Annotated in this window: 14 protein-coding genes; 1 reads left to right on the top strand and 13 read right to left on the bottom strand. The window is 54.3% G+C overall.

The features are described 5' to 3' along the window. From H5U02_11900 to H5U02_11950, 11 genes are all read right to left on the bottom strand, one after another. Nucleotides 1-319 (bottom strand): tungstate transporter permease (locus H5U02_11900; protein ID MBC7343118.1); only part of this gene is annotated, 319 nt, incomplete at its 3' end. 23 nt (nt 320-342) lie between these two features. Further along, nucleotides 343-1,236, bottom strand: a complete 894-nt coding sequence (locus tag H5U02_11905) for a substrate-binding domain-containing protein (GenBank protein ID MBC7343119.1) — start codon at nt 1,234-1,236, stop codon at nt 343-345. Nucleotides 1,237-1,498: 262 nt separating this feature from the next. Continuing rightward, nucleotides 1,499-1,846, bottom strand: a complete 348-nt coding sequence (locus H5U02_11910) for a LysR family transcriptional regulator (GenBank protein MBC7343120.1) — start codon at nt 1,844-1,846, stop codon at nt 1,499-1,501. Nucleotides 1,847-1,905: 59 nt separating this feature from the next. Beyond that, entirely contained in the window at nt 1,906-2,430 is a 525-nt protein-coding gene (locus tag H5U02_11915) for a hypothetical protein (protein ID MBC7343121.1), read from the bottom strand. A 2-nt stretch (nt 2,431-2,432) separates the two neighbouring features. After that, nucleotides 2,433-3,788 carry a replicative DNA helicase gene (dnaB, locus tag H5U02_11920; GenBank protein MBC7343122.1) on the bottom strand — a complete coding sequence of 452 codons (1,356 nt, stop codon included), beginning with the start codon at nt 3,786-3,788 and terminating at the stop codon, nt 2,433-2,435. 4 nt (nt 3,789-3,792) lie between these two features. Next, nucleotides 3,793-5,766, bottom strand: a complete 1,974-nt coding sequence (gene lonC, locus H5U02_11925; protein MBC7343123.1) for an ATP-dependent protease, Lon family — start codon at nt 5,764-5,766, stop codon at nt 3,793-3,795. 42 nt (nt 5,767-5,808) lie between these two features. Then, nucleotides 5,809-6,279: a 50S ribosomal protein L9 gene (locus H5U02_11930; protein MBC7343124.1), complete on the bottom strand. Its 471-nt coding sequence runs from the start codon at nt 6,277-6,279 to the stop codon at nt 5,809-5,811. Then, nucleotides 6,276-7,277 carry a DUF2232 domain-containing protein gene (locus tag H5U02_11935; GenBank protein MBC7343125.1) on the bottom strand — a complete coding sequence of 334 codons (1,002 nt, stop codon included), beginning with the start codon at nt 7,275-7,277 and terminating at the stop codon, nt 6,276-6,278. Before H5U02_11935 ends, H5U02_11930 begins: the two co-directional genes overlap by 4 nt. An 81-nt stretch (nt 7,278-7,358) precedes the next feature. Further along, nucleotides 7,359-7,586 (bottom strand): 30S ribosomal protein S18, encoded by a 228-nt coding sequence (locus H5U02_11940; protein MBC7343126.1) that lies wholly within the window; start codon nt 7,584-7,586, stop codon nt 7,359-7,361. Nucleotides 7,587-7,600: 14 nt separating this feature from the next. Then, nucleotides 7,601-8,017, bottom strand: coding sequence for a single-stranded DNA-binding protein (locus H5U02_11945; protein ID MBC7343127.1), 417 nt, complete (start codon nt 8,015-8,017; stop codon nt 7,601-7,603). Nucleotides 8,018-8,028: 11 nt separating this feature from the next. Then, a complete protein-coding gene (locus tag H5U02_11950; GenBank protein MBC7343128.1) occupies nt 8,029-8,346 on the bottom strand; it encodes a 30S ribosomal protein S6 in 318 nt (105 codons plus the stop codon). A 234-nt stretch (nt 8,347-8,580) separates the two neighbouring features. On the opposite strand from H5U02_11950, the gene H5U02_11955 reads away from it, so the two are divergent. Beyond that, nucleotides 8,581-9,093 (top strand): CGGC domain-containing protein, encoded by a 513-nt coding sequence (locus H5U02_11955; GenBank protein ID MBC7343129.1) that lies wholly within the window; start codon nt 8,581-8,583, stop codon nt 9,091-9,093. On the opposite strand, the gene H5U02_11960 is transcribed toward H5U02_11955, so the two are convergent. Together H5U02_11960 and yedF are read right to left on the bottom strand one after the other, a co-directional pair. Further along, nucleotides 9,090-9,281 carry a DUF951 domain-containing protein gene (locus H5U02_11960; protein ID MBC7343130.1) on the bottom strand — a complete coding sequence of 64 codons (192 nt, stop codon included), beginning with the start codon at nt 9,279-9,281 and terminating at the stop codon, nt 9,090-9,092. The two genes, H5U02_11955 and H5U02_11960, sit on opposite strands and share 4 nt — an antisense overlap. Before the next feature lie 26 nt (nt 9,282-9,307). Beyond that, the coding region (yedF, locus tag H5U02_11965) for a sulfurtransferase-like selenium metabolism protein YedF (GenBank protein MBC7343131.1) at nt 9,308-9,594 on the bottom strand (287 nt) is incomplete at its 5' end.

Consider the following 9,594-nt stretch of genomic DNA (forward strand, 5'->3'; position numbering starts at 1 on the left):
GGGCTATTTTCTGGGCGGGGGGGTTGTACTGTTGGCGCACCGGCCCCATGGGGCGTTTGCGCCACAGGAAAATACTCACCCATAGGCCAGCCACTACCGGCGGAAGTCCCATCCCCATATACACCAGGCTCAGCAATGCCTGCCGGCCAGGGAACCTATGAAGCCCAAGCCAGGCTCCCAAGGGGATGCCAATCAATACCGCTATTAAGGTAGCGGTGCCGCAAATCCTAAGTGTCAGCAGCGTAATTTGCCCGACCTCGGGATCTGAGCCCCCCAATAGGTAAAATGCTTCCTTAATCCCTTCCCAGACTAGATCCACAATGCTTCTCCTTGCCTTTACTTCTACTCGCCTTTCCCAGCATCGGGATAAAACAGAGGTTCACCGTATTCGTCTACGCCGAATTTCTTGATGATTTCCTGAGTAGCAGGGCTGACCATGAATTCTACGAAAGCCCTGGCCCCTTCAGTATTGATCTTGATGGTCTTAGGGTCAAATTTGTCCTGGTTGACCTGCATCACGTGATAGATGTTCTTTAAAGCCTCATCGCCCTGATAGAGGATTTTTAGGTTGAGCTTGTCCTTAAGAGCCAGGTAAGTGCCCCGGTCGCTCAGGGTATAAGCCCCCTTTTCGGAGGCAATATTTAGGGTTTCCCCCATCCCCAAACCTGATTCCTGGTACCACTTCTGGCCAGCCGGGTTGAGGTTGGCCTTCTTCCAGATACTTTTCTCTTTGGTATGAGTACCCGAATTATCCCCTCTGGATATGAATAACGATTTGGTCTCGGCAATCCTCCTAAAGGCCTCAGCCGAATCCTGGCTGCTGGCAATTTTGGCCGGATCCTTTTCTGGGCCCACGATTATAAAGTCGTTGTGCATGACCAACTTACGATTGACGGCATAACCACTGTTCACTAGCTCCATTTCCTGCTCAGGCGCGTGAACTAGAAGCACGTCTGCCTCTCCCCGTTTGCCCAGCGCTAAAGCTTCCCCAGTTCCCACCGATAAGGGCTTAACGTGGTAGCCAGTCTGTTTTTCAAACTCGGGGATCAGCACATCCAAGAGCCCGGTGTCCATGGTGCTGGTGGTAGTGGCCAGGATCAGTTCCTTATCCTGGGGGGCAGGCTGATGCCCGGTAGTTCCGCCGCCAGACTGCCCTCCCCCGCAGCCGCTGAGCAGTGCCACCAACGCTATTACTAAAATTCCCACCACCCACCACCTAAGAAACCTCGTAAGCACATGTACCCCTCCTCTATTTCCTGCTGGGGCGCTGTTCTCCGCTCCGTAACCCTGCGCGGAGCCGCTCGGTTTAATGTCGCTTCCGGACCAGCGCCCCGCATCCCCTACGTCCTTTCTTTATGCCTAGCTCTGCGGGCGGCCGCTTGGTGCAGTCCCTAACCCTTTGCATGAATTGCGTTATGTTACTATTAACATAACGCGAACCCAACCCAATGCCGCCACTTGGATCAAATTAGCTACCGCTGACAGGTAATATGAATATTCAACGAGGCAAGCAATTTTCCTCCCAAAAGTCAGCAAAAAGCCTCGCTATGCTGGCCTGAACTTCTTTGTTAAAGGCACGGTAACGTTGCACCAAGTCCTCGGCCAGCGGGGTGAGGCGGGCTCCGCCACCTCCTTCTCCACCGGTTTGGGTGGTTAGCAATTTTCGGCCCAGGCGCTTCTCGGCTTTCTTGATCTTACCCCAAGCGTAGCGGTAGGACATGTTCATGTCCAGGGCGGCTCGGTGGAGGGAACCTGTCTGCTGAGTTCGCGCAAGCAGCAAAAACAAGCCTTCGCCGAAAACTTGATCCCCGTTTTCCTCCAGCCAGATTTTGTAGCGTACTTCCATGGCTATATCCTCCACCAACCTGGCGCCAGTGCCTTTTAAGCGCGCTTGCAGCAGAATGGCTAGCCTCGATCGAAGTAAATGCTCTTACCGGTAGCAGAAATAGGTATCCCGCATACTAGATTGGCACTCACTAGCCCCATACGTTTAGCCACTACCCCGGCCCGGTACATGATGCGGTTATCTGCGTTCAACAGGCTAGCCATCTTGGCGGCCGAGCCCAAGGCGATGCCCAGATCAATGATCCGCCAGGCGCACCAGGGCCCGGGAAATTCCACCATCTGCGGAGAGGCTGCTTCCTCTAGGTCCTGGCAACGGGCAAAGCCGCAGGCGCCACAATTGAGCCCAGCCGTAGCTGGAGCCCGAAGGCCAATCAGCAACAAGGCTTGGGAACGGCGAATGCTGTCAGCATCACGGTCAAAATTGATCTTCCCGGTCTGTTTACCGTAGTCAATCATGGCATCGGCTAGCCTCTCTAGGTCCTCACCGGTAACAATCTTAGTTACTATGTAGTCCTTGCCTCCCGCCTTGGGAGCAGTCCTGGCTGACAGCGCCATCAGTTGAGCTACTACTTCCATTACTTCCATGTCTACTCCTCCATGTCCTCGTAACGTTTTTCCAGGTTGACGAAGCGAGTAAACTCCTTCAAGAATCCCAGCTCCACCACCCCGGTGGGCCCGTTGCGCTGCTTGGCAATTATTATCTCAGCTACGCCCTTCTTTTCGCTATCGGGGTTATAGTATTCATCCCGGTAGATAAACCATACCATGTCTGAGTCCTGCTCCTGGGAACCGCCATCTCGAAGTTCTGACAGCATCGGTCGCTTATCCTGCCTCTGCTCCACGGCCCGGGTGAGCTGCGAGAGGACAATCACCGGCACATCTAATTCTCGGGCTAAGGCCTTAAGCGACCTGGATATTTCCGATATTTCCTGCACCCGGTTTTCCAGCCGCCGGGAAGGCTGAATCAGCTGCAGGTAGTCAATAACGATGAGAGCTAGTCCCTTTTGTCCTTTGAGGCGTCTGGCCTTAGCCCGCATCTCCATCACCGTGCTAGCTGGGGTATCATCCACATAAAGAGGTGCCTCGGACAACGGGTCTAGGATCTCAATCAGCCGCCGCCAATCCTCCTCTTCTAGCTGCCCGCTGCGCAGTTTCTGTTGGTCTACTAGAGCTTCTGAGCACAGTACCCTCTGGGCCACCTGCTCCTTAGACATTTCTAGGCTAAAAATGGCCACCGGCAAGTGGTTCTTAATCGCCACGTTCTGGGCGATGTTCAACCCAAGACTGGTCTTACCCATGGCTGGGCGGGCAGCTAGAATAATTAGGTCGGAAGGCATAAGACCCGAACAGAACCGGTCCAAATCTACAAAACCGGTGCTAAGCCCACTCATGCCCTCCTCTTGGTGGTATAGTTTCTCTAAGCGATCAAAGCTCGCCGCCAACAGGTCCTTGAGAGGAACAAAGCTGCCCCGGCGGCGGGACTGGCCGAGGTTAAAGAGGGCCTGTTCGGCCTGATCTAGGATCACCAGGGCTTCCTCGCTTTCGGAAAACCCCTTTTCTACCACTTGCATACCCACCTGGATGATAGAGCGGAGCAGGGATTTTTCGGCTACGATACGAGCATACTGGGTAACATTGAGAGCAGTGGGCACCACATCTGCCAGCGAAGCCACATAGGCAGCGCCGCCTACCTGGCCCAGAACTCCCTCCTGGCGCAGGGCATCGGTAACCGTCAAAAGGTCAACTGGAGCCCCCCGGTCGTTTAAGGACAGGATAGTGCGATAGATGATCTGGTGGGCTTCCCGATAAAAATCCTCTGGCCGCAAGATCTCCATGGCCGCATAAATGGCGTCTTGGCTGAGCAGCATAGAACCCAAAACCGCCTGCTCGGCCTCATTATTCTGGGGCGGTATGCGGTTTAACCAGTTAGCCAAGGCTACCATGACCCTAACCTACCAAATGCATGGATTGTAACTGGCCACCTAGGTCCTGGTCGCCGAGGAGCTGATCGCCCCGAGCATAGGCAAGAGCTTCCTTTACCGTTGCTACCGGGATTACCTTTATCCCTTTCAGCCCCCGGGGCACTTCGTTGGCATTATCTTGGGGAATGATTACTGCCCGCATCCCTGCTTGCTTGGCGCCGTAAATCTTTTCAGCTAGCCCTCCCACCGGCTTTACCTTGCCTTGAATGGAAATCTCTCCGGTAACCGCTAGATCCTGCTGCAAGGGAATGTTCCGCACTGCGCTAATAATCCCCAGACACAGCGCCAGCCCCGCCGAGGGACCGTCGACTACTCCTCCGCCCACCACATTGACGTGGACATCATAGTCGGATAGGTCCTCGCCGGTCACCTGCCGAACTACCGAAGCAGCATTGAATAGGGAGTCCTTAGTCATGGTCCCACAAGTATCGTTAAAGCGGAGACTACCTTTGCCAGGCTCATGAGCCGGAAAAGCAATGGCCTCAAGCTCTAGTACCGACCCCACGAAACCACTCACTGCTAACCCTAGCACCCTGCCGATCTCCGCCTGGGGGCTGGCCTTAGTGGTGACATAAGGAGTCAAACGGGCCGAGTGTATTGCTTCTCGAACCAAGGACCCAGTGATGCAAATGGGCCCGCTGGCCGAAGATCTTCTCTTGCGCCCTCGGAGCCGTTTGGAGTGCTCAAACATTCCCAGGGCATAAGCATCAGCCAGAATGTTAATGGCTTTTCGCCCCTCAATGGTGTACTCGCTGATTATTTCCGGCACCTGGGCCTCCAGCCGAACTCCCAGCTTCTTGGCTGCCTGCCGAATGATTTTTTGGATATCCACTGGAGTCAGCGGCTCAAAGAACACCTCTCCGCAGCGGGACCGCAACGCCGGATTGATCTCGGACGGATCCCGGGTGGTGGCTCCTATCAATATAAAATCGGCCGGCGCACCTTCCTCAAACAACTTGCGGATATATTGAGGAACGTTCTCATCATGGGGATCGTAATAAGAAGATTCAAATTCCACCCGCTTGTCCTCTAAGACTTTTAGCAGTTTAACCAACAGCAGGGGGTCCATTTCGCCGATTTCGTCAATAAACAGCACTCCCCCATGAGCTTCGGTCACCAGGCCCAGCTTGGGCTCAGGAATACCGTTCTCGGCCAAATCGCGCCGAGCCCCTTGGTAGATGGGGTCATGAACCGAGCCCAAGAGAGGGTTGGTTACCTCGCGAGGATCCCAGCGCAAGGTAGAACCATCCACTTCGACAAACGGAGCACCGGGAGCAAAGGGCGATCCCGGTAGCTTCTTGGCCTCTTCCAAAGCCAAGCGGGCAGCCGTAGTCTTGCCCACTCCAGGGGGCCCATAAAGGAGAATGTGTTGAGGAAACGGGGAAGCGATCTTGGACAACAAAGCTCGTACTGCTCGGTCTTGGCCCATAATTTCCCCCAAACGCTGCGGCCGAATTATTTCCGCTGCTGTCTTGGCCAGCTTAACGGTTTCTTTTTTCTCAAGTATGGCTAGCCGCTTCAAAGTCTGGGCGTTCTCTACCCCCGCCTTTTCCTGAAGAACTTGGTTTCTGATTTCCCGGATATACTCTTCGTAGCGTTGCTGGATCCTTTCAGAAATCTTTTGTTCCAGCTCCTCCTCGAGGGAACGGCGGGCAATTAGATCAGCCAAGTTTTCCTGCAGTTGATCCAGGACATCAATTATGTCTTCGGGGCCGGGAATGTCTTCGATGGTTGGATCCTCGTATATGACGCGCTCCAACGCTAGTACCCGTTCGCCCAAATTGTCGGACCGAATTAGGTCCAGGGCTTCTACCTTGCTAGCCCGCAGCACCACTTGGTCGGTGCCAAAAAGGTCACACAGAACACCGTAGAGAGCCTGGATCTGCCGCCTTATCTCCTGATCCGTCCAGTCTTGCCTGAGACCGCCTGCCACACTGATCCCTTCCCTTTTCCATCTAACCCTCTTCAACCGCAAGTAAGACTATTTCCCTGCCTCGGACCGGCTTCCTCCATCGGTCACCACAACCGTAAGTGAGGCCGATATCTCCGGGTGCAACCTTACAGTCACGCTGTAACTACCGACTGACTTAATGGGCTCATCCAGCTCGATGCGGCGTTTATCCACAGCTATGCCAGTTTGTTTCTGGATAGCCTCGCTGATCTCCTTGTTAGTTACCGACCCGAAAAGCTTTCCGCCTTCTCCAGCCCGGCTGAAGACTACGATTTGCAGTCCATTGAGTTTGGCCGCCATCTGCTCGGCCTCTTTGGCTTGCTTTTCTTTGAGCGCCGCCTGGCGCTGCTTCTCTATTTGTAATCGCTTAAGGTTGACGGGAGTAGCTTCTACCGCCAAGCCCCTGGGCAACAAATAGTTCCGGGCATACCCATCGGCTACCCGAGCTGTATCACCTTTTGAGCCCAGGCCTCTCACGTCTTCTAGCAAAATGACCTTCACCCGACACCCTCTCCTTTCTTTCCCAACCGGCGCCAGTTAAACAAAGGATCGAAAAGGCCAATGGCGGCGCAAATAGCAACAGCAAAGGGTAAATTTATCAGTATGACTACAACCCCCAGTGCTTCTAAGACTGGGGGTAGCTTGTACTTGTTTACGTAAAAAGATATTACCGCTAACCCTATAGCAAAGGCAACGGCCAGATAAAGGTAAAGAAGGTTGCCACCAATGGTAACCAACAGCGGCTGCTTTAAGTAGTCGCCAGCTAGCGCCATACCGAGCCCGATCATAAACACCCAAACCGAATACCAAGGAAGCGCCCAAGTATACAATGGTAACTTGCCACCATGACCCGAATCAGTCCCGGGCAGGTGTAAATAGCAAAAGAAAGCGGTAGTAATATAGTAGGCGATTCCCGCCTCCAACATCGTCCCCGTAGCGCCAATGGAAGGAGCCAGCCTCTCTAGCCACCCTACTACCATCACCAACTGCTGCCTGAGGGTGGCCTCGGTAAGCCCTTGACCCAAGGCTTGATCCAAAAGCCCTAGCCGCTGGTAGGTAGCAATCACCTGATCAGCGCTATTGCGCAGTTGGTCCCCCCAAGGAAAGGGAGGCTGATGCCACACCCACCAAGCCAAGCCGGTCAGGGCTAGGGAAACGACGCCAGCAGCCAGAGTCACAGCTGCCAACGACCTACCCGGTGGCCACTTCCACCGCCAGGTCTGTCCATAACCCCAACCGACCAGCAATAATGGCAAGACCGTGAAGAGGGTGCTTATCGGACCGGCCAGCCCCCACACCAAAGCCACGACTATTCCGCTGGCCAGCAAGCCTGCCGCCGGGCCCAAGCCGGCAATGGCTAAGCTCAAAGGCAAAGACCAAAACCAGCCAACAAGTAACCGTCCCCACGGGCTGATCAATGATACCAGCGCTAGCAGGGCCGAAGCTACGCCCGCCCCCACCCCTACTAGCACCCACCTGCTGTTCTTTAAACTAGGCACCCTTTACCCTCCCGCTAACCGGCCTCGTGAACCGTCAGTGCCACCGGAGTCAGGCGGATAGAGGCAGGAGGCCATTTGCCGCTACTCCACCGTATAGGGAAGAAGCGCCATTACCCGCGCCCGCTTGATGGCCCGGGTTAGCTGCCGCTGATGGTGGGCGCAGTTCCCGGAAATACGGCGAGGAATTATCTTTCCTCGCTCGGTGATGTAGCGGCGTAGCCGAGAGATATCCTTGTAGTCAATAAGTTGAATTTTATCTACACAAAAGCTGCATACCCGCTTACGGGAGCGCCGCTTGTCTCGACGCAAATTGCATCATCCTCCTAAAATGGTACTTCGTCCTCCGGAGGGAATTCTTCATCTAGGTCCTCAAAACCAGGCGCATCCGCTGCCGGCGGAGTGCTACTCCCTTGACCTTCCCGAGGCCGGTCAAGAAAACGCACATCATCGGCAACTACTTCCGCCGCCTGTCGCCTAGTTCCATCCGAGGCATCATAAGAGCGAATCTGGAGCCTGCCCTCCACTGCCACCAAACGCCCTTTATTTAAATTGTTGCTGCAAGTCTCGCCCAATTTGCGCCAGGCTACAATGCGAATAAAGTCAGTACCCCGTTCGCCCTGCTGGTTAGTAAAAGGGCGATCAACTGCTAAGGTGAAGCTGGCCACGGGAACCCCGCTAGGCGTATATCTCAGCTCCGGATCCCGCGTCAGTCTGCCGATGAGAATTACCCGGTTAAGCATATTTTTGCCCCCTAGCCTTGCTCAGCTGCCGAAGCTGCTGGTTCCTCGTCCCGCCGAGTGATCAAATGGCGCAGAATGCTGTCATTGATCTTTAGGACGCGGTCCATCTCCCGGGCCACCTCGGAAGAACCTTGGAAGTGCAGTACCGTGTAGAAACCCTCGCGAAACTTCTCAATGTCGTAAGCCAACCGGCGACGCCCCCAGCGATCCACTTTTTCTACCTCGCCGCCATGCTCACTAATCAGGTTGGTAAAGCGTTCGATGGTCTCCTGGATTTGCTCGTCGGTGAGATCGGGTTTGACGATAAACATGACTTCGTAGGCCCGCAAGCTTTTCACCTCCCTTCGGACTAACGGCCCCTAAAGGGGCAGGGACTAACCCACTGGGTCGGGCTCAATATTGGCCTTATTATAGCATAACCATCAAAAGGGCAACAACCAGACCCAACCAAGAATGATACGGTACAACAGACGGGCTCGAGAATAGTTTCATAATTCTGGCCCACTAATCCGACAACCTTCGACGACGCTTTTTGTTAGACTATCGCTTTGAGAACCGAGTAGATCGCAGCAACAATATGGAAATTTCTAGGGAAGGAGAGTTCCACCATTCGTGCCGCAATTATCGGATGTGCCAAATGTTGGCGTACTGGTTGCCCAGGAATCAACTCACATGTACTTTGTCCCGAGTCTGTCCGTCAAAAGCGGGGACCGTTGGGGCGCCTGGGAGGGTTGCAGATAGTCTCCCTTGTCCCTTGTCCTGGTTGCAGCCAGGACGGGCTTCTCAAGCTGGTACAGGACCTAGGTCGGGACGGCGTACAAGTAATCGCCTTTGCCTCTTGCCTCTTCTTGCCACCACCCTGCCCCTACGTAGAAAAAGCAGCGGTCTTAGCTAATCGCTTGCAAATGAAAGTGCTTATGGGATCATACCTAACTCCCGATGAAGCTATGAATTCCAGCCTCATTCCTAGGGGATCGCCCCTTGGGAGCGTAACCCACTACGCCATCAGTCAACAGAACTGGCTGTACTTTTTGGGTTGTGTAACCGGCGCCGTCAAGTCGGGGCGGAAGTTTTAGTCTGCCCGCTTGACTATTTTCTTCACCGCCCGCTCAAATTTGGGGCGGGGTAGCATAACTTGCCTGCCGCACCCCAAGCACTTGATGCGAAAGTCGATACCCGTACGCATAATCTCCCACTGGTCGCTACCGCACGGGTGCGACTTTCGCATCTGGACTACATCCCCCAGAAAGTATTTCTCTACCATCTCTTCCTCCCCGCCAAGCTCCCGGTCTACCCTAAGGTAATCAAGCGGTCACTAGTCATCATGGCTTCAACAATGGAGTACATGTTGCTAATGGAGCCAACGCAAAGCTTTTCTTTAAGCTGAAAGTAATCCAAGCAGGTGCCGCAGCTTAAGATCCTGACTCCGCGCTTTTCCAAGGCCATAAGGTCGGACAATACCGGCGACCCTTCGCAGGCCAGTTTTACCCCACTATTAATGAAGATAATCGAACCAGGAACCACTTCCGCTTCCCTCAGAGTATAAAAAAAGCTTCGCATCAGCACCTGCCCCAGCT

This window comes from Clostridia bacterium (assembly GCA_014360065.1).
GTDB lineage: Bacteria > Bacillota > DSM-521 > Neomoorellales > JACIYF01 > JACIYF01.